The following is a 22416-nucleotide window of genomic DNA, read 5'->3' as shown; positions in this document are numbered from 1 at the left end:
AAAAGGAGGAAAGGAAGATGGATGGCTTATTAAAACGCCGAATCGGAGCGGGCGTCGTCGATGTCCTTGTCCAGGGAATTGTGTCCGGTGTCCTGGAGAAAACTTTGTTAAAGCGCGTTAAAAACAAAACAGTACATGCACTGATTACGGAACCGGCCGTTAACTGTTTCATCGAGACGGTCCAATTGTCGACGGGGAGCGGGCAAACCGTCGGACAACGCCTGTTTCGGATTCAAGTCGTCAGTGAGAACGGACAACCGCTTGCCGTAAAACAGATTGCGAAGCGGATTGTATACCGGGAAACGATTGCCCCGATCAAGACATGGAAAAACCGGAAAGTATATCTGCGAGACGGATCGATTCTGCCGGAGGATGAATTTGCCGGAACCCGGGTCATCCGGAAAATCAACTAGGTTTGCGGGTGGACCCGTAAAACAAATCAAACGGAGGAGGATGACAGACGCACAGTCTGCTGTCCTCCTCTTGCTGTGAAATCAATACGTCGTGCTAAACGAATAAGTCGTCTCGTGAAAGTAGGGAATTGAACCGCGGATGAGAGATGACAGCAGGAAATCCGTTGAATCAAAACAAATACCGGAGAAGGACGTGTCGGTATGATGCGCTGCTGCAGACAACACAAAGCCGGGGTGGGAAGTTTCGATTGTCACCCAGCGCCCGCTTACGGCTTCATGAACAGAGATGACCGGTTGTTGATGAAATGAAAAATAGGTGTCGACAGGAGATTGTAAAAACACCTTGTCTAAAAAGAAACGGTGCAGACGACGCCCTAACCGAAAATCAAAGGGGGTCCCTTTCGTCTGTTGAAAGCAGGGATTCATCGACAACGTCGGTACGGGATGGATGAAACAAGAACTGGTAAACTTTAAATCATGTTGTGTAATACTGTCCTTTAAATTACCGCTTAGGTTAAAGAAAATCGGAAGCGCCAAAGAGAGGCGAAGTGGTTGGTTGGTCGTCGCTGCATATCGGAGAATCAGTTGATTGCTGTTAGTTAGCGCATAAAGCATGTCGATTGCGATCACCTGTCCATTGACAGATATTTCCGCCGACAGACGTAGTACGGATTCTTGTATTGTCGAGAAAGGTTCAGCTGTGAATAAAAGTTGATATAATGCCAGATCGATTTCGTGAACGGAACCGGACGACGTATCATACAGCTTGCCAGATAAACCGCGAGTAATCACAGGGACTGGTGTCAAATAACAGTTGAACATAATATCTTCCGGATGCCCATTCCGGTCAGGCACGATCAAACGTTCAATGCTTCCTCCTTTGCTTGAAATCTCGACTTCCATTCCCCGATCATTTTTCACACGATATCGTGTCGACTGGTCTTGTTGTAAATTCATACGGACCTGCAATTTCTTTCCTCCTCTTTTCGTATGAAATAAAACGCTTTTTAACGGTATAATACAAATACAGCTATTAACCATTCATTGAGTAAAATTATTCCCTCTCATTTTACCATATGATAAAATTTAAAAACTTTAAATTTACTAAATTTTTTTACTTAAAATAATTCAAAAAAAGAGGCGGATGCATGATGGCGACGATCAAAGATATTGCAAAAGAAGTGGGTTGCTCGATTTCGACGGTATCCCGCGTATTGAATAACGACCCGACGTTATCAGTGGGTGACGAGACAAGAGCCCGGATTTTTGAAGTGGCGGAAGAAATCGGATACCGGAAAAAAACATTGAAAACACTCGTGAAGAACATCGCGTTTTTATATTGGCTGACCGATAACGAAGAGCTCGAAGACGTCTATTTTCAAACGATGCGGGTGGAAATCGAAAAAAAAGCACGGGAAAATAACATCGAAATGACGACCTACAAACTCGAAGGCGGGATTGAAAAAATCCCGCTGGATATCGATGGATTCATTGCTGTCGGTTCATTCATGAACCGTGAGTTGGAGTATTTGAAAGAATTGACACCACATGGCGTATTCATCGACTCGACACCTGATCCCGCACATTACGATTCGGTTCGTCCGGATCTTGCACAAATCACCCGTCAGGCAGTTGAAGTGCTAGTGGAGCAAGGTCATGAAAAGATTGGGTTTATCGGCGGCACGTACCATAATCTTGATACGGATGCGGAAGAGATGGATGGACGGGAGCGGGCGTTTCGGCAAACGATGGAGGAACGTGACTTGTTACGGGAAGACTTCATCTTTTGCCGGCGGGGATTTTCGGTCGACAATGGGCATTACTTAATGAATCAGGCGGTCGAACAACTCGGGGAAGAGTTGCCGACAGCGTTTTATGTAGCGGCGGATCCGATTGCAGTCGGTTGTTTGCAAGTCTTGAACGAGCAACAGATCGAGATTCCGAAACGGGTTAGTCTGATCAGTGTCAATGATACAAGTATTTCGAAATATGTGTCGCCGCCTCTGACGACGTTTCATATTGACCTCGAGGAGATTTGTCAAAATGCGATTCAACTTTTACTAGAACGTGTTTTAAAGAAACGAAATATCGTCAAAACGGTCTATATCGGTGCAGAATTGATTACTCGGAAAAGCACTTTGTAAATAAATTTAGTAAAATTTTTTACTAAATTTATTTACAAAGTTTTCTTGTGGTGCTATATTTTGATTATTAAAGCGCTTACAAAAAGTGTTCTAATCTTTTCATAATATGATCCACAGGAGGAAAAAGAAGATGAAAAAAACCATTACATATATGACTGTCCTGAGTAGTCTGGCATTGACAGCCTCGCTCGCGGCGTGTGGTCCCGGGGAAGAAGCGCAGGGAAACAAGGAACAATCATCAAATAAAGAAGCGGAGCTGATCGTCTGGGAAGACATTGAAAAAGGCGAAGGAATCAAAGACATCGTTTCAAAATTCGAACAGGACAACGATGTCGACGTACAGGTCATCGAAAAACCGTACGCTAAGCAAATCGAGGATTTACGATTAGATGGTCCGGCTGGTACAGGTCCTGATTTGTTGACGATGCCGGGGGATCAGATTGGCACAGCGGTAACGGAAGGAATCATCAAAGAGATGAATGTCCCGGAAGAGGTCCAGTCGATTTATACCGATGTTGCCCTTGATTCGCAAAAAGTGAACGGAAAACTCTACGGTGTCCCGAAAGCGGTGGAAACGACGGTTTTATACTACAACAAAAAACTGGTCTCAGAAGACAAGCTACCGAAAACACTGGAAGAATGGTACGCCTTATCGAAAAAAACGACAACTGGGCAATCGTTCGGGTTCCTCGCTTTATTTGATCAAATCTATTATGCCCAAAGTGTCTTAAGTGGATATGGCGGTTATATTTTCAAACAAGATAATCAAGGAAAATACCAGACAAAAGAAGTCGGTCTTGCGAATACCGGAGCCATCAAAGGTGCGTCCTATATTCAAAAGTTCTATCAGGAAAAATTATTCCCGGCAGGCATCATTGGGGAGCAGGGCATCAACGTTTTGGAATCCTTGTTTACGGAAGGGAAGGCAGCCGCCATCATCTCCGGTCCCTGGAATGTCGAACCCTTTACGAAAGCAGGCATTGATTTCGGCATTACGAAACTGCCGGAACTGGAAAACGGAAAAAACATGAGTTCCTTCATCGGTGTCAAAAGCTATAATGTCAGCGCTTACTCCAAACAGTCGGAAATGGCGAACAAGCTAGCGCTTTACCTGACGAATGCGGAAAACTCGAAAAAGCGTTTTGAAATCACAAAAGAAGTCCCGGCCGTCAGTGCGTTGGCAGAAGATCCTGCCGTCACAAAAAGTCCAGCCGCACAGGCAGTCGCCGAACAATCGAAATTTTCCGAATTGACACCGAACATCCCTGAAATGAATGAAGTCTGGAAGCCGGTCGATGCCGCCCTTCAAACGATTGCGACCGGAAAAGCTGAACCGGCAGCCGCGATGAAGCAGGCCGTCAAAACGATCGACGGGCAAATCGAAGCGAAACACGGAGCGAAGTAAGAACGCTTCATATGATACGACCAGACAGTCAGAGATTCTAGTAAAGAGGTGAAGGACGTGCAGCACCGGAAAATTGGATTGATGTTATCGATCATTCCAGGACTTGGCCAATTGTATCACCGGCAATGGATGAAAGGCGGACTCCTGCTTATAGTCAGCATTGCTTTTTGGATTACGTTCGCCGACTTGCTCAATATGGGATTATGGGGAATCGTGACGCTAGGAACGGAAGTCCCGCGCGACAACTCGATTTTTCTGTTGGCGCAAGGCATCATTGCCATCATCGTCTTGTTGTTTGGGACAGGAGTCTATGTGTTTAATTTACGCGATTCCTACCGCAATGGACAAAAGCGGGATCAAGGGATGCGGCCGGATTCGCTGTTATCGGATTATCGGAATTTGATCAATCAGGGATATCCCTATCTGGTCAGTGGTCCGTCCCTGTTTCTGTTGATTTTTGCCGTAATTTTCCCGATCTTATTCAGTTTCGCCTTGGCATTCACAAATTATGATTTATATCATTCCCCGCCTGCGAAACTGGCGGATTGGGTCGGATTTTCTACTTTTGCTCAAATTTTCACAGTTGATATTTGGCGATCGACGTTCTTTGATGTCTTGTCTTGGACTGTAGTCTGGACCTTGGTCGCCTCGACGTTACAAGTGTCGCTCGGTATCCTGATGGCAGTCCTCGTCAACCAAAAAGAGGTCCGGTTCAAACGGGTCATTCGGACGATTTTTGTCCTGCCGTGGGCGGTTCCGGGATTTGTGACGATTCTTGTTTTTGCCGGTCTCTTTAATGACAGTTTTGGGGCCGTCAACATGGATCTGCTGTCTCTGTTCGGTCTTGATCCGGTCCCATGGTTAACAGATGAGAAGTGGACACGGGTCGCGCTCGTCTTCATGCAGGGATGGCTTGGATTCCCGTATGTCTTTTTAGTGACGACGGGTGTGTTGCAATCGATTCCGGAAGATTTATATGAAGCGGCAACGATTGACGGTGCCTCGATGTTTGCAAAGTTCCGGCACATCACGATGCCGATGGTGCTGATTGCGATGTCGCCGATCATCATCACCCAGTTCACCTTTAACTTCAATAACTTTAATATCATTTATCTCTTTAACGGCGGCGGACCGTCCGTGCCGGGTTCAAATGCCGGCGGAACGGACATCCTCGTCTCCTGGATTTATAAATTGACGATGCAGTCCGGTCAATATGCGTTAGCGGCCGCGTTGACGATCTTACTGTCGATTTTTGTCATCGGGATTGCCTTATGGCAGTTCAGACGAACAAATGCATTTAAGGAAGGAGCGTGATCAAGATGGTGACACGGAACAAAACGCGGACGGTTCGCCTGACGCTGACCTATTTGATTCTGCTGTTCGTTGCGACCTGTATCATCTATCCGCTCCTGTGGACGATCGGTGCGAGTTTTAATCCGGGCAACAGTTTAGTCAGCACATCAATCATCCCGAAAAATCCGACACTGGATCATTACCGGGAATTGTTTGCCGGAAAAGAAAGTCTGCAATACAGTCACTGGTATATGAATTCGTTAAAAATCAGTCTCTTTACGATGCTCGGGACGATCGTCAGCGTTTCCTTTACGGCCTATGCCTTTTCGCGCTTCCGTTTTAAAGGACGTCAGCAGGCCTTAACGCTGTTTTTGCTGTTACAGATGATTCCGCAGTTTTCCGCCTTGATTGCCCTGTTCGTCCTGGCCCAGATGCTTGGCATGATGAACAGTCACTGGCTGCTGATTCTGTTGTATATCGGCGGTCAGATTCCGATGAACACCTATTTGATGAAAGGATACATGGATTCGATTCCGGTCGATCTCGATGAAAGTGCCAAACTCGACGGCGCCGGTCATACACGGATTTTCATCCAAATTATTTTACCGCTCTGTCGGCCGATGCTTGCCGTGGTCGCGATGAACGGATTTACGGGCCCGCTCGGGGACTTCGTGCTCGCTTCGACGATTTTACGGACGCAGGAAGCGTATACGTTACCGATCGGTCTGTTTAATCTCGTCAACGAAGCGATGGGTGCAAGTTATACGACGTTTGCTGCCGGGGCGATTTTAATCAGCATCCCGGTTGCCGTTCTGTTTGTCCTGCTGCAAAAACATTTTGTGTCCGGGCTAACGGCAGGGGGAACAAAAGGGTAAGAGAGATAGAGAAACGAAATAGAGGATTAAGGGAGAGGCTTAAAAAATGAGGCAAACGATTTATACGACAAAAGCGAGACATCTGTTGCACGGCGGGGACTATAATCCGGATCAATGGCTCGACGTACCGGACGTCTTACAGGAAGATTTACGGTTAATGCGTCTTGCGCATACGAATACGTATTCCATCGGCATCTTTGCCTGGAGTGCGCTCGAACCGACCGAAAATCAGTTCACGTTCGACTGGCTTGACCGGATTATTGACGATATTCACGCAAACGGCGGACAGGTAATTTTGGCGACACCAAGCGGGGCACGTCCGGCCTGGCTGTCGCAAACGTATCCGCAAGTGTTACGTGTCGACGAGCACCGTATCAGACAGCTGCACGGCGGGCGTCATAATCACTGTCTGACGTCTCCGGTCTACCGTGAAAAAACACAACGGATCAACCGCTTATTGGCCGAACGGTACGGGAATCATCCGGCACTGCTGATGTGGCATGTTTCGAACGAATACGGTGGCGAGTGCCATTGTCCGCTTTGTCAGGCAGCCTTTCGCGACTGGCTGAAAGTGAAGTATGAGACGCTCGATGCACTGAATGCTTCCTGGTGGAGTGCCTTTTGGAGTCATACGTTTGACGACTGGTCGCAAATCGAGTCGCCATCACCGATCGGCGAAAGCATGGTCCATGGTCTGAATCTCGACTGGAAACGGTTTGTGACCGATCAGACGATTTCGTTTTTTGAGCAGGAAAGTGTTCCCCTGCGCGAGTTGACACCCAATCTTCCGATCACGACCAATTTCATGGCAGATACGGAAGACCTGATTCCATTCCAGGCCCTTGACTACAGTCGATTCGCGAAACACGTCGATGTCGTCAGTTGGGATGCTTATCCGACCTGGCACAATGACTGGGAAACAACAGCTAATTTAGCGATGAAGGTCGGATTCATCAATGACTTGTTCCGGAGTTTGAAGCAGCAACCGTTCCTCCTGATGGAATCGACGCCGAGTGCTGTCAACTGGCATCCCGTCAACAAAGCGAAACGTCCGGGCATGCACCTGTTGTCCTCGTTGCAAATGATTGCCCACGGTTCCGACAGCGTGCTGTACTTCCAGTGGCGGAAATCCCGCGGCTCGTCAGAAAAGTTTCACGGGGCGGTCGTCGACCATGACCGGTCGGAAGAGAATCGGGTCTTTCAGGAAGTCGCCCACGTCGGACAGACGCTGGAGCAACTCGACGCCGTCGTCGGTACGACGCGTCCCGCAGAGGTCGGGATTCTTTACGACTGGGAAAATAACTGGGCATTAAATGATGCGCAAGGGTTCGCAAACGACACGAAACAGTATCCGCAAACGCTGCAGGAACATTATCGTTTCTTTTACGAACAGGATATTCCGGTCGATGTCATCACGAAAGAACAGCCATTTGATGCTTACAAACTGTTAATTGTGCCGATGCTGTATTTGGTCAGTCGGACGACGCTGCGGCAGTTGCAACAATTCGTCGAACAGGGCGGTACGGTAGTTGCGACGTACATGACGGGTCTGGTCGATGAATATGATTTGGCGTATGCCGGATGGCCGGAAGAACTGCAGACAATCTTTGGTCTGAGACCGGCGGAAACAGATACACTGTACCCAAGCGATCGAAATCACGTGATGTTTAACGGGAAACAGTATGAACTGCAGGATTATGCGACGGTTATCGAGGTTGAGCACGCGGAAATCGTCGGCCGCTATACGGACGACTTTTATCGACAGGCGCCGGCCGTGACGAAACATCAGCTGGGACAAGGCGAAGCCTGGTATATCGGTGGACGACTGGAAGCCTCCTTCCAGCATGACCTGTATACCTTGCTGACGGATCGTTTACGAATCGAGGCGCCGCTCGCGACATCGCACAGCATGGAAGTATCCGTACAAGTACGGCGCGGTCAGGAGACGGATTACGGATTCATCATGAATTTTTCCGAAACCGAGCAATCCATCGAACTGTTGGAGCCGTTGCTGGAATCGGCGACACAAACAGCGCTCAGCAATCAGCTGATGCTTGCACCGTATGAAGTGAAGATCGTCGAACGGAAGAAAACATGAATGCAATACAAAACGGCTTTTTAGACAGAGATATGTTCTGTCCGAAAAGCCGTTTTTTGGATGTGTTCGTTAAAAGGTGGTTTTCTCTTGTGGAAAGCTCATCCATTCGAGCAATGTTTTAGCCGGACGCGACAGAATCGCTTGTTTTTTCCAAATTAAGTAGGTGTTGGAAGTGAGCGCCGGCGCAAGCGGAACGAAAATGAGTTCACTTCCACTTTTGTTGATGATGCGGTCGAGACACACGGCATGACCGATTTCTTCCTTGACGAGGAGCGAAGCATTAAACAGCAGGTTGTAGGTTCCGACGATATGGACCGTGTCCCAGTCCAAACCGGTCCGTTCGGCAAACGTCCGGTTTCCTTGGAGTTGTTCCGAAACGATTAACGGAAGGTCCCGCAAGTCGTCTGCCGTTACCGTCGCCTTTTGACTGAGCGGATGATCGCGCCGTGTCAAGATACCCCATTGATCAGGCTGATTCAATTTCAGATAATGATAGGCGTTGACGTCAAACGGTTCAATGACCAGTCCGAAATCCAGAATTCCTTTATCGAGCTTATCCAGAATATCCTGACCGTTCCCGCTGTGAATCCGAATCGTGACGTCCGGGTGCTGTGATTGCATTTGTTTGAATGACCGGATGACGGGCAATAGACTTTCCGTTTCACCGCCGCCGATATAAAGTTCGCCACGCAACGTTTCCTCGGTCAAGAGATTGGTGACGATTTTATCGGCCAGCGTCACAAGTTCACGCGCCCGTTCCGCCAAATAGTACCCGCTTTCCGTCAGGATGATGCCCCCCGGAGTCCGGTCGAACAACGGACTGGCCAATTCGTCTTCTAACCGTTGGATTTGACGGGACAGAGCAGGCTGTGAAATCCGAAGAATCCGTGCTGCCCGAGTAATGTTTTTTTCCTCGACGACTGCTAAAAAGTATCTTAATTGTTGAATTTCCATGGGGTCCTCCTATGCGTTTTGGTTATGGTGTATGATTTTATATTAGCATTAGACATGAAGGGTGAATACTCGTAACCTTGTAGACAAGCAACAACTAAGAGGAGGAATACACATGAACACACCACTAGATAAAGTCATTGTCATCATGGGCGCGTCAAGCGGAATCGGCGAAGCGACCGCACGACTGCTCGCGTCACGTGGAGCCAAATTAATGCTTGCGGCCCGTCGGGTTGAGCGCTTACAAAGCATTCAGGAAGCATATCCTGAGGCGAACATTCAGATTAAACAGGCGGACGTCACTGAGTTCGATCAAGTCGAAGCTGTCGTCGAGGAAGCAAAAGCCGTCTACGGACGGATTGATGTTCTCTTCAACAATGCCGGCATCATGCCGACCGCTCCGCTTGCAGCCGGGCATCGGGAGGACTGGAAAAATATGCTCGATATCAATGTGATGGGCGTCTTGAACGGAATTGCCGCGACACTGCCGATCATGGAGCAGCAACAGTCCGGTCATATCATTGCGACGGATTCGGTCGCGGGACATGTCGTCTATCCGGAATCAGCCGTCTATTGCGGGACGAAGTTTGCCGTCCGGGCGATCATGGAAGGATTACGTCAGGAGCAACGTGAAAATAATGTTAAATCGACGATCATCTCACCGGGAGCCGTCCAGACAGAGCTGTATACGACGATCAGAGATCAAGCAACAGGCGAGTCGCTCCGTCAAGCGCAACAAGAGTGGGGATTGACGAGCGAAGATGTCGCCGAGGCCGTCCTGTATGCCATTGATACGCCGGACCGCGTTTCGATCAGCAACTTAATCATCCGTCCGACCCAACAAGAAGTGTGATGCGCATGAAGCATTCATCGATCTACCAACAAATCGAAAATCGGCTGATCGAGCCACAAGATGCCGTGTTCGAGCAAATTCATGCCATCCAGCAGGACGGAGAACGATTGCTCCACCGGTTAAACTGCCAGCTGTTGTCACCGGCAGAGTTTCGCGAGACGCTGAGCGAGCTGATCGGTCAACCGGTTGATGAAAGTGTGGTCGTGTTACCTCCGCTCTATACGGATTTCGGGCACCATATCTCACTCGGGAAAAACGTCTTTATCAATCGTGGCGTCATGTTGACGGATCTCGGATCGATTCAGATTGATGATCACGTGCTGATTGGTCCGTTTGCCAAGCTGTTGACCGTCAATCATCCGGTCAGTCCGTCGAAACGGCGAGGGCTGTCGGTGAAACCGATTCACCTGAAACAAAATGCCTGGATCGGAGCAGGGGCAACAATTCTGCCAGGCGTGACCGTCGGTAAACATGCGATTGTCGCAGCAAACGCGACCGTGACGACAGATGTACCGGACTTGGCGATTGTCGCCGGCACGCCGGCGCGAATCATCCGTTATATCGATGAATCGGAGAACTGATATGAAGCGTCGAATCGGAACTGTCATCATTCTTCTTTCGTTTGGACTTTCAGGTTGCGGCCCGTCGGTTCCGATTTCGACAGAAGTAAAACAAGAGGTTGAGGAGAGAGATACCATGAACATCAACGTCAACGGTCAGGTCGCTTCGATTCAACTGGAAGAAAATGCGACAACAAAAGCTTTAGTGGCGGAAGCCCCGTTTACGATTCAAATGGATGATTTACATCGTAATGAAAAATACCATTATTTCGACAAGTCGTTTCCGGCGCAGCCCCAACCGATTCAGACGATTGAAGCCGGAGACGTACTGCTGTATCAAAATAACTGTCTGGTGATTTTTTATGAATCCGCCAAACCGGTGGCTTCATATATGCGGATTGGAAAAATCATTGATTTTCAGGACATCCGGAAGTCGTTCGGTAACGCGTCCGTTTCCGTTCAGTGGTATGAAGGAGAGGGAGGAGAATGATGACAAAATCGAAGACAGCTGTAGAACATCCTTTTCAACGGGGAGAAAAAAATGAGGCGTTTGCGGCGTATTTCACGGGACAAAGTTACCTGAAACCGTTAGTCAATGATCCAACGCTCGACATTTCGGTCGGTCAGGTGACATTCGAACCGGGCTGTCGCAACCATTGGCATATCCACCGGAACGGATATCAAATCCTACTCGTGACAGATGGGGAAGGGTGGTATCAGGAGATGGGAAAACCGGCCCGTCTGTTACGAAGCGGCGATACGGTCGTCACACACGACGGCGTCAAACATTGGCACGAAGCGACGTCAGACAGCTGGTTTTCGCATCTGACGATCACGGCCGGGACACCGGACTGGCTGGAACCGGTTGCGGAACAGGAATACGATGTGCTGAAGAAATGAATTAAAAACGAGATCTATCTTCAGTCCGTCATCCGGACCAGAGCGTAGATCTCGTTTTTGTTTGGAGTAAACAAATTAAAACGAACTGCCAAGTTTAAAGATGGAGTCACCAAGATGTTGCATCAGTTCGTTGGCCCGGCTTTCAATGTGTTCCGGCAACGTCGCTTGACTGAAATAGGCGAGATCGAGACTTTCCCCGTCCAGCATCACGAGTGTCCCCGTAACGTTTTTCGCATGATAGAGATGAATGACGCCATGCACTTCATCTCCGTTCGGATACTGGTAGTAAAAGCGGGGGCCGGAAAAGACGCCGATCAGTTCCAGTTCGCTTGTCTGTAGTCCGGTTTCTTCGTGTAGCTCGCGAATAGCGACTTCTTCCAGTGTCTCGCCGAGCTCCATTGACCCGCCTGGCAGTCCCCAGTCGAGCGTGTCGGACCGGTGTTGGAACAAGACTTCCTGTTGGTCATTGGTGACGAGAATTGTCGCGCCGACACTGATGATCGGACGGCTGCCGATTGTTTTGCGTAATTCTGAGATATATCCCATCTGATTGAACAACTCCTTTATGTGATGAAACTCTGTTTGTTTACCGACTGAAACCGCCCTCAGCATGGATGACCTGTCCGGTGATCCAGGCCGCGTCTTTACTAACGAGAAACGCAATCGTCCGCGCGGCGTCTTCCGGTGTCCCGATCCGGCCAAATGGAAACTGTGGTGTTAAATGCGTCCGAATCTCCTCTGTCATCCAGGTCGAGTCGGTTGGTCCGGGATTAAGTGCATTGACCGTGATGCCGAGTGGTGCGACGGCTGCTGCAAAGGAAGTCGTGAACGATGAGACGGCTCCTTTCGTTGCCGCATAGGCCAGTTCTTCGGGCATCGCGCCAAGATCCTGTCCGGACGTCAAATTGACGATCCGGCCGTCCTTCAAACCGGCTTCCGCGAAAGCCCGGGCAAACAAGGTCGATAATAAAAGCGTACTCCGGACATTGACGGCGTAATGGGCATCGAGTGCCGTCACGTCAAGTGTCGCGAAATCGGTGTGTGTCGAATGCGCGGCATTGTTAATGAGAACGGACGGTGTACCGATCGTCGCGACCGCATGCGCCAGAACACGTTCCGCGGCATCGGGTGCGGACAAATCAATTTCGAATGCTTCACTTGAAATACCGGCCGCCGACAGTTCAGCTTGAAACGTATGGATCCATTCGGAGTCCGCTTTCCAATATGTAAAACAGATGTTTAAACCTTGGGCAGCCAGTTTCCGGCAAATGGCTGTGCCGATATCCTGGGGATGGCTCGCACCGGTAATCAGGGCAAGCTGTCTTCGATCAGTCATAAGAGTGCCTCCAATCTAAAGATATGCGCTTTCATCGTACCGTTTCCGGAGGAAGGAAGTCTAGAGAAAGAGGGATTTTTTTACAAAAATCAACAGAATTATGCCTTGCTGGATGATATGATGAAAAAAGAGGTGTTTTCAGATGATCAAGCGGAAATACGGGGCCCGCACGGCGTGGAACCGGATCAGCGAACGGAATTACCAGGAGCTTTACCTCGAGACCGACGACTTCACTGGTCATGTGACACGTCTTGAGATGATCCGGGTGACGGATCCGTTGTTTGTCCAGTATACGGAACAAGCGCTCCAAATTGCCGGTGACGGTTACGTCTGGATTCAACAGTTTCCGGCGGGCAAGCAGCACGTCATCACGACGATGTTTAATGATCAATGGCAACTCGTGCAGACGTACATTGATATTTGCCTGCGACACGGACGTGATGCAACCGGTATCTTTTGGGACGATTTAATGCTCGATCTCGTATTATTGCCGTCCGGAGAATATTTTGTGCTGGATGCGGAGGAGCTGGAAACGGCTTTGACGGTCGGCGAGATTACACAGGAGGATTACGACCGGTCGTGGCAGGAAATCAACCGGTTGCAACAACAAATCCGGACAGCGAGGTTTGTTCCCAGTCCACTTGCCTGTGCCCATGCGGACCTGTTCAGGCAGATGAACAAGTCCCGTTGAAAAAATCAACGGGACTTTGCGAGACGGTTAAACCATCTTGTTGCGGTTATTGAAGACGACAAATACGACGATACTGATGACAGCTAAGGCAACCACGATGAGGACCATGGGGATTCATCTCCTTTTTCCCGCCGAAAAAATAGCAACTGCTGTTACTGGTCTTTACCCGTAATTCAAAAAAACGAATAAAGGATACCAAAGAAGAAGTTATCAAACGGTGACGAAATGAGGCATTATCATCAAGGAGGAAATGATCGTGAAACAGGCTTACATTTTTGATATGGACGGCACGTTATTTCAAACAGACCGGATTCTTGGTCATGCACTGAAGGATGTGTTTGCTTTCCTGCGTGAACAGGGCCGGTGGACAACAGAGACGCCGCTCGCCGAATATCGGGCGATCATGGGCGTACCGTTGCCGGAAGTCTGGCGGACGTTGTTGCCGGCACATACAGAGGCGGACCGGGCGCAAGCTGATCAAATCTTTCAAGACGCATTGATTCGCCATATTGAACAGGGGCATGGTGCCCTGTATCCGGGGGCGGAAGAAGTACTGGTTGCATTACAGGCAAGCGGACATGCTGTTTATATCGCGAGTAACGGCTGGAAAGGATATCTAGCGGCTATCGTGCGGCAGTATGCGCTGGAGCGTTGGCTCGACGGTGTCTACAGCATCGAAGACGTGGCCTCGTCGCAAAAAAGTGATCTGGTGGCGCATATCTTGTCGCATCACCGGTTAAAGGAAACGGTTGTCGTCGGAGACCGACTTTCCGACTTTACAGCAGCCCGCGTCAACGGATTAGTTGCCATCGGTTGCCGGTTCGATTTTTCAAACGAAGCCGAACTGGCACAGGCCGATGCCGTCATTGACGACTTACAGGAACTGCTTCAACTGGATGTTAACGCCGTAACACGGTGACCGAACAGACGAAAACCGGTGTCCCTCAACACGTGAAGGGACGGCCGGTTTTGGTGTGTCCGATTAATTTTTTCGGAACAGGGCCGTCCACAGGCCGGACAGTCCGAAAAAATTAATCGGTCGGAGCAGCCTCCTGCATCAAGCGGATGTCGAGTACCTCAAACGTGTCGAAAATCGACCGCAGTTTCTCTTCCGTAAAGCCGAGACCGCCGTTTAGACTCCGCTGGCGGTAAACCTCCCAGTCCGTTATGTCGGAGCCGCCGTACTGTCCGCCTTCGACGAAGCAGGTCAGGGCAAAACAGCCGCCCGGCCGGAGTGCATCCGAGACGACGCGGATATAGTCATTTCGGCGGTGCGGAGCGATATGATGAAAGCAGCCGGAGTCATAAACAAAGTCGTAGGCGCCCTGTTCAAACGAAAGGTCAAACAGGTTTGCTTGACGGAATGAAACGTCGAGTTGCCGCTCCCGTGCCCGGTCATTGGCCCAGTCGACCGAGGTTTTCGCGAGATCGACCGCGTCGACCTGACTGCCGTGTTCCGCAAGATACAAGGCATTGCGGCCGGGACCGCTTCCCAGTTCGAGCACCCGGTTCACCGGGATCTCCAGTTGTTCGACGTAGCGGACCAGGTTCTCGTCCGGTTTGTCGACGAAAAAGGGGATCCGTTTCGTTCGGTCGGCATAAAAGCCGTCCCAAAAAGCGGTCGGTTCCCGGAGTAAAGCGTCAAGCATCTGCAACAGGTCGTCGTGTGTCCGAATCGTTTCGTTCATCATCAGTCCTCGTTTCTTCCCGGCAGGTTCCGCAGGCGGACCGCCGTCATGAGTGTTTCTTTTAAGTGTTCTGCCCGTTTTTCCGTAAAGGTCGTCCAAAACGTCTCACCGATCGTTGCGAGTTCGTCCGGCGAATAGACACCGGGTTCAAAGCTTCCCCAACAACCATCCGTCGTCAGCTGATCCCAAAAGACATAATCGGCGACCGGATAATAGGGCAGCGGAACGTCGCCACCCATCGGTTGCAGGTCAACGAGCTCCGGGCAAAGCCACATCGCGGTCGCGACGGACAACAGACCGCCGTGCCGTTCGTTTAATCCGGCGAGTCCCGCAGCACTCAAAGCTTCCTCGAAGGCCCGGTAGCGGTGCGTCGTGATGACGACGAGCTCCGGATATTTAAAGTTAATCTGTTTGACGAACGCCGACTCCCAGTAGGCACCGCCGTGTCCGTTGTAGAGAACGAATCGAGTAAATCCTTGGCGGTGCAGATTGACGATGATTTCTTCGAGCATCAGCGCGATCGCCGTCGGACTGACGGTGACGGTCCCGATTCGATTGGCATGTTCTTCGTAGGTGTTAAACGGCAGCGTCGGTAAGACATAGGCGTTTAACCGTTCACCGAAGACAGCGACCTGGTGCTCGGCAATCAATGTATCAAGATGCATCGGCAAATACGGTCCGAACTGTTCCGTTGCCCCGACCGAGAGAATCGCGGTGACAGTCTGACTGTCTTGAATAACCTTCGTACTGTTTTTGTAGCTGAGCATTAATTGATTCTCCTTTATTCAAATACTTGGCGTAATTCGATTTGTCCTTCGCCGTGACCTTGCGGATCCGGCATACGTCTGGCCCAGGCCACTGCTTCCTCTTTTGACGCCACGTCAATCAAGATGAATCCTGACAATTGATCCGCCGGAGGTTCAAACGGTCCGGATGTGACGTCCGGCTCCTCGTCGGGACGGCGAAACGAAATCCGGAGAGCTTCTCGCGTCGGATGCAGTCCTTTCGCCATAATCCGGACACCCGCTTCGACCAGGTCCCGGTTAAAGGCGGCCATCGCTTCTTGGAGGGATGGATCGGGAAAAAGACCGGCTTCTGAACGGCTTGACGCTTTAACGAGCAATAGGAATAACATGGATCAACCTCCTTGCAAAATGTGACCGGTGGGGATGAAAAACGTCTACTGTATGTTATTCGACAAATCGGTTGTAATCCCTGTTTTTTTAACTAAAAAATGGATGTTAAAATTATTTTGATGGAAGAAGAAAGGAAAAAAAGTTACCGCGTCAGATCTACTTCGATTAGTATAAAGTCAGAAGACAGAAGATCAAGTTTTCTCAGGAAAGGAGCTCGGAAATGGTCTATTTTATCGGCATGTTTGCGGTCGGTGTGGTTGCCCTGACGGCGCGGGGACTGTATTTTGAGATATTTCGCTGGACGGAGTGGGGGAGTGTATTCGCATTTCTCCTGGCTGCCCTGTTGCTCTTTTCGATTGAGCGGCGGCAGCAAAAACAAGATACAGCGTTTGCCGGAAACGGAGCCGGTTACACGTCGCGACTCAGTGACCGGCAATCGACGGGAATCAAACAGATCTACCGGGCGGAGACGGTCGTCGGTTCCTACCGCCGGACGTTTAAACAAGTCTGGCACCGCTGGTTTGTCGCTTTTCCGAAAGTCGAGAATTTTTTTCTGAATCTCGATTTTAATCTATCGCAACGTGAACTCCGGTTCGAGGAAAAAGCGGGGCAACGGTTGTGGAGCAATCAGACGGAGTGGACAATCGAAGAGAGCGGCGAAACCGTCGGTGACATTCGAACTGAAAATACGGTCCGGCATGCTGTCGAATTCACTGAAGTACTAAGGATGACGTACCGTGGCGAGACGTATCAGATCCGGTCACCCCGGTTATCCCGACGGATTGAGGTAAGACGTGACAAGAAAACGATTGTGACAAGTCACCGGAAACGGCACCTGCTGACGTTTGATGTCCGGGATTTTGAGACACAGGCCGTCCTGCTCGCCGGCGTGATTTTGTTTCGCCTGCATTTTCGCGAGTGAAGACGGACCGTTCCGCCTGACTTGGTACAGACAGGAAAATCAGCTATCCTAGACAGGTAACCCAATCAAAAACAGAAAGCAGGCGATGTTTGATGAGTAATCCACTGAACCAACTCGCATGGACGTTTGTCTCCGAATGTGACATCCCGCAAGACGTAACAGGAATATTGATTCAGGGGGAAAACGCGTTGTCCGCCTATAAGACGATCCGCGATGTCGCGATTTTTACGACACACCGGCTAATCATTCGCGACGCGCAAGGATTGACGGGCAAGAAGGTCGAAGTCTATTCGATTCCCTACAAGTCAATTAACATGTATTCAACGGAAAACGCCGGCGGCATGTTTGACATCAATTCGGAAGTCCAACTGTTCACCCGGTCCGGAACCATCAAAATCAATCTCAACAAAAAGGTTGATGTCCGTAAAATTGATTTGCTGATTGCGAACGCGATTCTTTAAAAAGGGGGGCTGGACGATGAAACGAGGAATTTCAAAAACGGCGGTACTGGTTGTCGTGACGTTACTTGCAAGCCTTTGCCGGGCGAAACGAGTCCGTTAATTTTATTTCAATTCCCGTATATTATGCATAAAATGCTTTTATAACCATATGAACGATTCTACTCCTTCTGAACCGTCAAATGTCATAACAGGTAAAAAAAGAAATATGTTCAAAAAAACGGATCCTTCAAGGACCCGTTCCGCAACTGACGCTATACTGTTGTGCTGTTTTTTTGCTGTAACAGATCGTCGGTGTCATCCCGGTTTCACTGTCATAGTCGTACCACACGACATCATACATCCGGCCGTATTCCGGATCGGCCATTCGTTTGTCGAGGATGGCGGTGTAACTTTGGTACGGATGACCTGCTTCATACAGATAATGCCGGATGGCACCGCTCTCGGTCTCATTCGAAAAGACGACCGGCGACAACGGCGGCAAGAGGATCAGCAGGAGAAGAATCAGCAGACCGGACCACAGTCCGATTTTAGTGAATCGTTTCATGGAAACATCGCTCCATTTCGCTTAGAATATTACCTTATCTGCACAATAATAACCGCCAATCCCAGGGATTGACGGTTATTTTAAATCAGCCGGTTTTCCGCATCGACTCGAACAATCGTCCTTTATACACGTCGGCGACCGTGTTCAAAAACGTTTCCGAGAACCGTTTAGGGAAATACGATTTTGCATAAAAGTACTGGTACGCCCGTTTTAAGTCATCCCACTGCGTACACGGATCTGTCTGCCGGAACCGGGCAACATCGATGATCCGCGTCCCGGTCGGCGTCAACAGAATGTTGCGCAGGTGGATATCGGACGGATTCAATCCGACCGAGCGGGCTTCCGTAAGCGCCCGGTCAACGGTCTCGATGACGTCGTCCGTAATGACCGTACCGCTGATCAAACATTCGAACAATGTTTGTCCTTCGATGTATTCAATGATGAGGTAATCCGGACCATAGGCATACTGTTTGGCGAATGTCGGAAAAGGGTTCAATTGTTCGTAAATCGATCCTTCAACGGATGCAAGATGCCGGTGCGACGGGAAAAACTTTTTGATGACCCGGTCGGTTCCGGTGATGCGAAATACAAACGCGCTGCGGCCTGTTCCAATCCACTCCAGTTCGTCCGGATGGGACGTTACTGTATATCCTTCCGGAGTCTCCGTCAGCCGGATGGCACAAGCCAGTTCGGAATCTGTCTTCACACATGCCACTTCCTTTCTCTTCTTTTATATTATACGACGGTTTCCTGCGGATGGTTTCATAAAACGGCTCCTGTGTGAAAGTTTTGAACATTTTGTGATATGCTGAAATCGTAAGGCAACTACTTAGCTCAAGGGGGCATTTTGATGACTACTTTACAACAATGGCGTGACCATTTTGAAGCGCTTCGTGCATACGATGAAGCTGTCGCGTTACTTTACTGGGACATGCGGACATACATGCCGGAACAATCGGCCGACAACCGTTCAAAATCGATCGGATTCCTGTCGACGGAAAGTTTCCGCCGCCGGACGGGGACAGCGTATCAAACGTTGCTCGAAGCGATGGGCCAAGAGACGTTGACAGGCGTCGAAGCGGTCTCATACGCAAAAGCGAAACAAGCGTACGACCGGGACTCGAAGATTCCGGAAGCGGAATACCAACAGTTCATCACGTTAATTTCAGAAGCGGAAAGTGTCTGGGAAAAGGCGAAAGACGCGGATGACTGGGACTTGTTTGCACCTTACCTGGAAAAAATCGTCGCCATGGAACGGAAGTTCGTCGAATACTGGGGGTACGACACTCATCCGTACGATGCATTGCTGCATGACTATGAACCGGGCATGACCGTTGCGGAACTCGATCCGTTATTCGCTGAACTGCGCCAGGCGATCATCATGCTCCTGGAACAGCTCGACGGGAAAACGTTCCCGACGCTTGATTGGTCGGCCGACCGCGAGACTCAGATCCGATTGAATCATGAATGGCTGCAGGATATCGGCTATGACTTTACGGCCGGACGACTCGATGAGACGGTTCATCCGTTCCAGACGACGATCAACCGGAAGGATGCCCGGGTGACGACGAAATATGACGAATCCGACTACCGTAATTCCGTTTTCGGAACGATGCATGAAGCGGGACATGCGACGTATGAACAAGGCATTGATCCGAATCTTGATACACTCGGACTCGGTGAAGGGGCTTCGATGGGGATTCACGAATCACAATCGCTGTTCTTTGAAAACTTCATCGGCCGCAACCAAGGGTTCCTGTCCGCCCGTTATGCCGGTCTGCAACGGGCGATACCTTCATTGACGGATGTCCCGTTTGAGACGTTTTATGCGGCTGTCAACGAAGTCAAACCGTCGCTGATCCGGATCGAAGCGGACGAACTGACGTATGCCCTGCATATCATCATCCGTTACGAGCTAGAAAAACGTCTGATTACGGGCGAACTCGAAGTCAAAGACCTGCCGGCGGAATGGAACCGTCTCTACAAGGAATACCTCGGGGTCGATGTTCCGACGAACGCAAAAGGTGTTCTGCAGGATGTCCACTGGTCCGGCGGATCGTTCGGTTATTTCCCAAGTTATGCGCTCGGACTCGTCTACAGTGCTCAGCTGAACGAAGCGTTGCGCCGTGACGTTGCGGATGTCGATCAACTGATTGCCGACGGGACATTGGCACCAATCAAGGAATGGCTGAACGTCAACATCCATCAGCACGGAAAAGCGAAGACCCCGGCGGAATTGATTCAAGCGGCGACCGGACAATCGATTTCCGTTCAACCGTTGATCGACTACCTGACGGCGAAATATACGCGGGTCGTCGAAGCATTATGATGAAGTGGTTCGCTCATCGCGGAGCGAGTGATCGGTTTCCGGAAAATACGCTCGAAGCGATTGAAGCGGCGATTCCGTATGTCGACGGCATTGAATTTGATGTTCATTTTTCGCGCGACGGTGTCGGCGTCATCATTCATGACGAGACGGTGAACCGGACGACGGACGGAACGGGGCGGGTCGTTGATTTGACGCTGGCTGAATTGAAGCGGCTGAATGCGGGAGCGCGGTTCAAAGGGAACGGCGGACCGATCCAGACGACGATTCCGACGCTTGACGAAGTCCTCGAATTACTTGCGCCGACCGATCTTTTACTCAATATCGAGCTGAAGACAGATACGATCCGGTATCCCGGCATCGAAGCTTACACCCTTGAACGGTGCCGGGCACACGGCATTGCCGGTGAACGGCTGATTCTCAGCTCGTTTAATCACTATTCGGTCGCGACCGTCCGTGATCTTGATCCGTCGATCGAAACCGCGATTCTGTATCCGTACCCGTTGTATCATCCGGAGCAACAAGCGATTCTGCTCGGAGCTAAGGCGATCCATCCGGATTACCGCCGGGTGACGCGAGAAGATGTCATCCTTGCCCATCAAGCCGGGATTGAAGTCCGGGTCTACACACCGAAATCAGCTGCGGATGTAGGACGGATGATCGAGCTCGGAATCGATGCCGTCATCGTCAACGATCCACAAGCATTCCAGAAAAGTCTATCCATCCCATAAGGAGGTAGCGTCATGCGGAAGGAGCATCTGTTCATCATTTTAGCGTCATTGGTCGCACTCGTCATCGGTCTGCAGATTGGTTTCGCCAGTCTGCCGGAACCAAAACCGAAACAGGTGGAGGAATCGGTGACACGACCAAATGATTTTCAGGCAGGACTCCGCGACGCAAAAACCGAATTGAAGATGGTACAAAGGTTCAGCCGATCGAGCACGATCGAGCATAACCGATCGAACCAGACCTGGATTTACTCCAGTCCGACATCGACACGTATTGCCGTTGATTGGTATTACGTCGCGAGTTATCCCGAAAAAAATGTTCAGATGACTCGAAATGAGGTATCCCGGATTTTAACGTATGACCGGTATCTTGTTGTCATCCGCCCGATTTACGGTGTGGTCGAAGACAGTGAGCTTGAACAATTTGCACTTCGCTTTTCAAGCTACTTCATGGCAGTGCAACAACAAAAGGAGGAGAACGATGTCAGGTAAAATCATTCTGTTGATTGGTGGATCGGGCAGCGGGAAATCTTCCTTGATTAAACGATTACGCCAGGAATATGAACGAGTCCGCTTTATTCCGTCCGTGACGACACGTCCGAAACGTCCGACGGAACACGACGGGGAAAGTTATCATTTCGTTGATGTCAAAACGTTCCAGCAACTGATCCAGGAGAACGGATTCATCGAATATGCCCACGTCCACCGGGCATGGTACGGGACGCCGCGCCAGGCGTATGAAGAAATTCTTGCGACCGATGGAATTGTCATCAAGGATATTGATCCGAAAGGGGCGACAGCGTTCAAAACGTTGTTTGCCGATCACGTCATCACGATTTTCGTATCCGTTCCGCCGGATTTGATGAAGGAACGGTTGCTGATGCGGGGGGATACGCCGGAGTTCGAGGCACGGCTCGTCGACTATGCGGATGCCTGGAAAGAGCGTGATCATTACGATTATATGATTGAAAACATCGACTTTGAACAAGCCTATGCGGATTTGTTGAGCATCATTTCCGCCTATATTCCCGGACAACCGTCCGAATCGTAACAGCAGGGAACCATCCCTGCTGTTTTTAGTATCGTTAAGGA

Annotated in this window: 26 protein-coding genes and 1 pseudogene; 18 read left to right on the top strand and 9 right to left on the bottom strand. The window is 50.0% G+C overall.

All coding sequences use genetic code 11. The features are described 5' to 3' along the window. Nucleotides 1-17 precede the first annotated feature (17 nt). Entirely contained in the window at nucleotides 18-413 is a 396-nt protein-coding gene (locus tag ABIC15_RS09025; protein ID WP_012370536.1) for an RDD family protein, read from the top strand. Between the two features lie 81 nt (nucleotides 414-494). Here the strand turns inward: ABIC15_RS09025 and ABIC15_RS09020 are convergent, their stop codons facing one another. Next, entirely contained in the window at nucleotides 495-1382 is an 888-nt protein-coding gene (locus tag ABIC15_RS09020) for an aldose epimerase family protein (protein WP_354020517.1), read from the bottom strand. A gap of 182 nt (nucleotides 1383-1564) precedes the next feature. Between ABIC15_RS09020 and ABIC15_RS09015 the strand changes: the two genes are divergently transcribed. From ABIC15_RS09015 to ABIC15_RS08995, 5 genes are all read left to right on the top strand, one after another. Beyond that, nucleotides 1565-2557, top strand: coding sequence for a LacI family DNA-binding transcriptional regulator (locus ABIC15_RS09015; protein ID WP_354020558.1), 993 nt, complete (start codon nucleotides 1565-1567; stop codon nucleotides 2555-2557). A gap of 130 nt (nucleotides 2558-2687) precedes the next feature. Beyond that, nucleotides 2688-3962, top strand: coding sequence for a galactooligosaccharide ABC transporter substrate-binding protein GanS (ganS, locus tag ABIC15_RS09010; RefSeq protein ID WP_354020516.1), 1275 nt, complete (start codon nucleotides 2688-2690; stop codon nucleotides 3960-3962). Nucleotides 3963-4019: 57 nt separating this feature from the next. Continuing rightward, nucleotides 4020-5276 carry a carbohydrate ABC transporter permease gene (gene ganP, locus ABIC15_RS09005; protein WP_012370532.1) on the top strand — a complete coding sequence of 419 codons (1257 nt, stop codon included), beginning with the start codon at nucleotides 4020-4022 and terminating at the stop codon, nucleotides 5274-5276. 5 nt (nucleotides 5277-5281) lie between these two features. Continuing rightward, nucleotides 5282-6130 (top strand): galactooligosaccharide ABC transporter permease GanQ, encoded by an 849-nt coding sequence (ganQ, locus tag ABIC15_RS09000; RefSeq protein ID WP_012370531.1) that lies wholly within the window; start codon nucleotides 5282-5284, stop codon nucleotides 6128-6130. 46 nt (nucleotides 6131-6176) lie between these two features. Then, a complete protein-coding gene (locus ABIC15_RS08995) occupies nucleotides 6177-8228 on the top strand; it encodes a beta-galactosidase (protein ID WP_354020515.1) in 2052 nt (683 codons plus the stop codon). 69 nt (nucleotides 8229-8297) lie between these two features. Here ABIC15_RS08995 and ABIC15_RS08990 read toward each other — a convergent pair whose 3' ends face one another. Continuing rightward, nucleotides 8298-9182, bottom strand: coding sequence for a LysR family transcriptional regulator (locus ABIC15_RS08990; RefSeq protein WP_354020514.1), 885 nt, complete (start codon nucleotides 9180-9182; stop codon nucleotides 8298-8300). Between the two features lie 112 nt (nucleotides 9183-9294). On the opposite strand from ABIC15_RS08990, the gene ABIC15_RS08985 reads away from it, so the two are divergent. The 4 genes from ABIC15_RS08985 to ABIC15_RS08970 are packed head-to-tail and all read left to right on the top strand — an operon-like array spanning nucleotide 9295 to nucleotide 11492. After that, complete coding sequence (locus ABIC15_RS08985) at nucleotides 9295-10032, top strand: SDR family oxidoreductase (protein WP_354020513.1); 738 nt, start codon at nucleotides 9295-9297, stop codon at nucleotides 10030-10032. Between the two features lie 5 nt (nucleotides 10033-10037). After that, nucleotides 10038-10613, top strand: a complete 576-nt coding sequence (locus ABIC15_RS08980; protein WP_354020512.1) for a DapH/DapD/GlmU-related protein — start codon at nucleotides 10038-10040, stop codon at nucleotides 10611-10613. A 1-nt stretch (nucleotide 10614) separates the two neighbouring features. Continuing rightward, the gene (locus tag ABIC15_RS08975) at nucleotides 10615-11082 is read left to right on the top strand and encodes a cyclophilin-like fold protein (protein WP_214849138.1); all 468 of its coding nucleotides are present in this window, start codon (nucleotides 10615-10617) and stop codon (nucleotides 11080-11082) included. Beyond that, nucleotides 11082-11492: a cupin domain-containing protein gene (locus ABIC15_RS08970; protein ID WP_354020511.1), complete on the top strand. Its 411-nt coding sequence runs from the start codon at nucleotides 11082-11084 to the stop codon at nucleotides 11490-11492. The genes ABIC15_RS08975 and ABIC15_RS08970 overlap by 1 nt, the downstream gene beginning before the upstream one ends. A gap of 75 nt (nucleotides 11493-11567) precedes the next feature. On the opposite strand, the gene ABIC15_RS08965 is transcribed toward ABIC15_RS08970, so the two are convergent. Together ABIC15_RS08965 and ABIC15_RS08960 are read right to left on the bottom strand one after the other, a co-directional pair. Further along, complete coding sequence (locus tag ABIC15_RS08965; RefSeq protein ID WP_290826492.1) at nucleotides 11568-12038, bottom strand: NUDIX hydrolase; 471 nt, start codon at nucleotides 12036-12038, stop codon at nucleotides 11568-11570. A 40-nt stretch (nucleotides 12039-12078) separates the two neighbouring features. Further along, nucleotides 12079-12828 carry an SDR family oxidoreductase gene (locus ABIC15_RS08960; protein WP_290826494.1) on the bottom strand — a complete coding sequence of 250 codons (750 nt, stop codon included), beginning with the start codon at nucleotides 12826-12828 and terminating at the stop codon, nucleotides 12079-12081. A 142-nt stretch (nucleotides 12829-12970) separates the two neighbouring features. Between ABIC15_RS08960 and ABIC15_RS08955 the strand changes: the two genes are divergently transcribed. Both ABIC15_RS08955 and ABIC15_RS08950 read left to right on the top strand, forming a co-directional pair. Then, nucleotides 12971-13519: a DUF402 domain-containing protein gene (locus tag ABIC15_RS08955; RefSeq protein ID WP_214766969.1), complete on the top strand. Its 549-nt coding sequence runs from the start codon at nucleotides 12971-12973 to the stop codon at nucleotides 13517-13519. Between the two features lie 256 nt (nucleotides 13520-13775). Beyond that, nucleotides 13776-14438 (top strand): HAD family hydrolase, encoded by a 663-nt coding sequence (locus ABIC15_RS08950; protein ID WP_354020510.1) that lies wholly within the window; start codon nucleotides 13776-13778, stop codon nucleotides 14436-14438. A 63-nt stretch (nucleotides 14439-14501) separates the two neighbouring features. Here the strand turns inward: ABIC15_RS08950 and ABIC15_RS08945 are convergent. From ABIC15_RS08945 to ABIC15_RS08935, 3 genes and pseudogenes are all read right to left on the bottom strand, one after another. Continuing rightward, a pseudogene (locus tag ABIC15_RS08945) lies at nucleotides 14502-15207 on the bottom strand (SAM-dependent methyltransferase). Nucleotides 15208-15209: 2 nt separating this feature from the next. Beyond that, entirely contained in the window at nucleotides 15210-15974 is a 765-nt protein-coding gene (locus ABIC15_RS08940; RefSeq protein WP_354020509.1) for a creatininase family protein, read from the bottom strand. Nucleotides 15975-15988: 14 nt separating this feature from the next. After that, nucleotides 15989-16342 (bottom strand): YciI family protein, encoded by a 354-nt coding sequence (locus tag ABIC15_RS08935; protein ID WP_354020508.1) that lies wholly within the window; start codon nucleotides 16340-16342, stop codon nucleotides 15989-15991. A gap of 221 nt (nucleotides 16343-16563) precedes the next feature. On the opposite strand from ABIC15_RS08935, the gene ABIC15_RS08930 reads away from it, so the two are divergent. After that, nucleotides 16564-17265, top strand: coding sequence for a tubby C-terminal domain-like protein (locus ABIC15_RS08930; protein WP_354020507.1), 702 nt, complete (start codon nucleotides 16564-16566; stop codon nucleotides 17263-17265). Nucleotides 17266-17357: 92 nt separating this feature from the next. Continuing rightward, nucleotides 17358-17726, top strand: a complete 369-nt coding sequence (locus tag ABIC15_RS08925) for a PH domain-containing protein (RefSeq protein WP_354020506.1) — start codon at nucleotides 17358-17360, stop codon at nucleotides 17724-17726. A 226-nt stretch (nucleotides 17727-17952) separates the two neighbouring features. Here ABIC15_RS08925 and ABIC15_RS08920 read toward each other — a convergent pair whose 3' ends face one another. Both ABIC15_RS08920 and ABIC15_RS08915 read right to left on the bottom strand, forming a co-directional pair. Beyond that, nucleotides 17953-18270, bottom strand: a complete 318-nt coding sequence (locus ABIC15_RS08920; protein ID WP_214849160.1) for a hypothetical protein — start codon at nucleotides 18268-18270, stop codon at nucleotides 17953-17955. Between the two features lie 85 nt (nucleotides 18271-18355). After that, nucleotides 18356-18976, bottom strand: a complete 621-nt coding sequence (locus tag ABIC15_RS08915) for a protein kinase family protein (protein WP_214849163.1) — start codon at nucleotides 18974-18976, stop codon at nucleotides 18356-18358. 144 nt (nucleotides 18977-19120) lie between these two features. Between ABIC15_RS08915 and ABIC15_RS08910 the strand changes: the two genes are divergently transcribed. The 4 genes from ABIC15_RS08910 to ABIC15_RS08895 are packed head-to-tail and all read left to right on the top strand — an operon-like array spanning nucleotide 19121 to nucleotide 22375. After that, a complete protein-coding gene (locus tag ABIC15_RS08910) occupies nucleotides 19121-20599 on the top strand; it encodes a carboxypeptidase M32 (protein WP_354020505.1) in 1479 nt (492 codons plus the stop codon). Then, nucleotides 20596-21327, top strand: a complete 732-nt coding sequence (locus ABIC15_RS08905; protein ID WP_354020504.1) for a glycerophosphodiester phosphodiesterase — start codon at nucleotides 20596-20598, stop codon at nucleotides 21325-21327. The genes ABIC15_RS08910 and ABIC15_RS08905 overlap by 4 nt, the downstream gene beginning before the upstream one ends. A gap of 12 nt (nucleotides 21328-21339) precedes the next feature. Then, a complete protein-coding gene (locus ABIC15_RS08900; protein WP_012370509.1) occupies nucleotides 21340-21816 on the top strand; it encodes a hypothetical protein in 477 nt (158 codons plus the stop codon). Then, entirely contained in the window at nucleotides 21806-22375 is a 570-nt protein-coding gene (locus tag ABIC15_RS08895) for a guanylate kinase (RefSeq protein WP_354020503.1), read from the top strand. Before ABIC15_RS08900 ends, ABIC15_RS08895 begins: the two co-directional genes overlap by 11 nt. Nucleotides 22376-22416 lie beyond the last annotated feature (41 nt).

Origin of the sequence: Exiguobacterium sp. PvP048 (genome assembly GCF_040549175.1) — a bacterium.
GTDB lineage: Bacteria > Bacillota > Bacilli > Exiguobacteriales > Exiguobacteriaceae > Exiguobacterium_A > Exiguobacterium_A artemiae.
The sequence above is the reverse complement of the archived record's forward strand: the minus strand, read 5'-3'. Positions and strand labels throughout refer to the sequence as shown.

What these genes read in the sequence shown, in the direction of transcription:
- ABIC15_RS09025 (WP_012370536.1), top strand. Translation starts at nt 18, where the DNA reads ATGGATGGCTTATTAAAACGCCGAATCGGAGCGGGCGTCGTCGATGTC.
- ABIC15_RS09015 (WP_354020558.1), top strand. Translation starts at nt 1,565, where the DNA reads ATGGCGACGATCAAAGATATTGCAAAAGAAGTGGGTTGCTCGATTTCG.
- ganS (WP_354020516.1), top strand. Translation starts at nt 2,688, where the DNA reads ATGAAAAAAACCATTACATATATGACTGTCCTGAGTAGTCTGGCATTG.
- ganQ (WP_012370531.1), top strand. Translation starts at nt 5,282, where the DNA reads ATGGTGACACGGAACAAAACGCGGACGGTTCGCCTGACGCTGACCTAT.
- ABIC15_RS08995 (WP_354020515.1), top strand. Translation starts at nt 6,177, where the DNA reads ATGAGGCAAACGATTTATACGACAAAAGCGAGACATCTGTTGCACGGC.
- ABIC15_RS08990 (WP_354020514.1), bottom strand. Translation starts at nt 9,182, where the DNA reads ATGGAAATTCAACAATTAAGATACTTTTTAGCAGTCGTCGAGGAAAAA.
- ABIC15_RS08985 (WP_354020513.1), top strand. Translation starts at nt 9,295, where the DNA reads ATGAACACACCACTAGATAAAGTCATTGTCATCATGGGCGCGTCAAGC.
- ABIC15_RS08980 (WP_354020512.1), top strand. Translation starts at nt 10,038, where the DNA reads ATGAAGCATTCATCGATCTACCAACAAATCGAAAATCGGCTGATCGAG.
- ABIC15_RS08975 (WP_214849138.1), top strand. Translation starts at nt 10,615, where the DNA reads ATGAAGCGTCGAATCGGAACTGTCATCATTCTTCTTTCGTTTGGACTT.
- ABIC15_RS08970 (WP_354020511.1), top strand. Translation starts at nt 11,082, where the DNA reads ATGACAAAATCGAAGACAGCTGTAGAACATCCTTTTCAACGGGGAGAA.
- ABIC15_RS08965 (WP_290826492.1), bottom strand. Translation starts at nt 12,038, where the DNA reads ATGGGATATATCTCAGAATTACGCAAAACAATCGGCAGCCGTCCGATC.
- ABIC15_RS08960 (WP_290826494.1), bottom strand. Translation starts at nt 12,828, where the DNA reads ATGACTGATCGAAGACAGCTTGCCCTGATTACCGGTGCGAGCCATCCC.
- ABIC15_RS08955 (WP_214766969.1), top strand. Translation starts at nt 12,971, where the DNA reads ATGATCAAGCGGAAATACGGGGCCCGCACGGCGTGGAACCGGATCAGC.
- ABIC15_RS08940 (WP_354020509.1), bottom strand. Translation starts at nt 15,974, where the DNA reads ATGCTCAGCTACAAAAACAGTACGAAGGTTATTCAAGACAGTCAGACT.
- ABIC15_RS08935 (WP_354020508.1), bottom strand. Translation starts at nt 16,342, where the DNA reads ATGTTATTCCTATTGCTCGTTAAAGCGTCAAGCCGTTCAGAAGCCGGT.
- ABIC15_RS08930 (WP_354020507.1), top strand. Translation starts at nt 16,564, where the DNA reads ATGGTCTATTTTATCGGCATGTTTGCGGTCGGTGTGGTTGCCCTGACG.
- ABIC15_RS08925 (WP_354020506.1), top strand. Translation starts at nt 17,358, where the DNA reads ATGAGTAATCCACTGAACCAACTCGCATGGACGTTTGTCTCCGAATGT.
- ABIC15_RS08920 (WP_214849160.1), bottom strand. Translation starts at nt 18,270, where the DNA reads ATGAAACGATTCACTAAAATCGGACTGTGGTCCGGTCTGCTGATTCTT.
- ABIC15_RS08910 (WP_354020505.1), top strand. Translation starts at nt 19,121, where the DNA reads ATGACTACTTTACAACAATGGCGTGACCATTTTGAAGCGCTTCGTGCA.
- ABIC15_RS08905 (WP_354020504.1), top strand. Translation starts at nt 20,596, where the DNA reads ATGATGAAGTGGTTCGCTCATCGCGGAGCGAGTGATCGGTTTCCGGAA.
- ABIC15_RS08900 (WP_012370509.1), top strand. Translation starts at nt 21,340, where the DNA reads ATGCGGAAGGAGCATCTGTTCATCATTTTAGCGTCATTGGTCGCACTC.
- ABIC15_RS08895 (WP_354020503.1), top strand. Translation starts at nt 21,806, where the DNA reads ATGTCAGGTAAAATCATTCTGTTGATTGGTGGATCGGGCAGCGGGAAA.